Source organism: Streptomyces sp. NPDC037290 (assembly GCF_055603245.1).
Window position 1 is genome coordinate 1 of the sequence record NZ_JBVJVZ010000170.1, and the last position, 1165, is coordinate 1165.

Sequence of the window (1165 nt, forward strand, 5' to 3'; positions counted from 1 at the left end):
GCCCGTCTCTCCAGGTGTGTCCTGCTGAGCTGAGCCGTCGGGCGAGGATCGTCGCCGATCCCGCCCCGACCGCTCGCTCTCGATGAGCTCGTTCAGCCAGCGCACTTCGCGCTCCACGGACTCCATGCCGTGCCGCTGCAGCTCAAGTGTGTAGTCGTCGAGTCGTTCCCGGGTGCGGGCGAGCGAGGCGCTCATCTTCTCCAGGCGCTCCTCCAGCCGACTGCGCCGGCCTTCGAGCACCCGCATCCGCACATCGCGTTCGGTCTGGCCGAAGAAGGCGAAGCGCGCTGCGAAGTGCTCGTCCTCCCAGGCGTCGGGACCCGTGTGCGACAGCAGCTCCTCGAAGTGCTCCTTACCTTCTGCCGTCAGCCGGTAGACGATCTTCGCCCGGCGTCCGGTCAGCGAGGAGGAGGAAGCGGCCGGGCGTCCGGTGACCGGCGCGGCATCCGCGGAGTCTCCGGCGGGCTCCTCGATCAACCAGCCGCTGGCCACCAGCGTCTTGAGGCAGGGGTAGAGGGTTCCGTAACTGAACGCACGGAAGATCCCCAGCGAAGTGTTGAGGCGTTTGCGCAGCTCGTAGCCGTGCATAGGCGATTCGCGGAGCAGGCCGAGAACGGCGAACTCGAGGATGCCGGAGCGTCGACTCACCGGTGCCCCCCTTCTCCCGCTGCTTCGGTCGGCACGGTTTCACCGGAATCACCGGCGTACTTATGCCGTGCTGATGTATCGACTCGATACATCAGCACGATAGATCGGCCGGTCCTGTTCGACAAGGGTGACCTTCGTGAGCGGCGTCACATCGACAATTCCCAGGGTTCGACTTGCGTCGTTTGGGGTGAAGTTCGGCCCTAGGCGGGTTTTGACCGTGCGTAGTCTGTGCGGCATGCAGACCACCGGGAACCGCGGAGCGCTGACGCGCGTCAGTCATCGCGGACTGCCGGATGTACTGCGGATGAGCCTTCCGCAGCGGCTTGTCCGTAATTCGGGGGGACCGGATCTCAACTGCCGCTTCCAGGCGCTCTCGCCTGCCCGAGGAGTAGTCGTTCCATGAGCGAGCACCGTCGCAAATCGCCGGAGCCACAGGGTGGCGGGCGGGCCGCGGCCAGACGAGCCGCCCAGCAGTCGACCGGACGCCGAGCGGCTCCGTCACGCAGAGCCACTTCAG

1 protein-coding gene is annotated in these 1165 nt (G+C 66.4%); it reads right to left on the minus strand.

The genetic code is table 11. The annotated features are described in order from the left end of the window. Window positions 1-648: PadR family transcriptional regulator (locus tag ACZ7HQ_RS45735; protein WP_471003618.1), on the minus strand; the 648-nt coding region annotated here is incomplete at its 3' end. Window positions 649-1165: the final 517 nt, after the last annotated feature.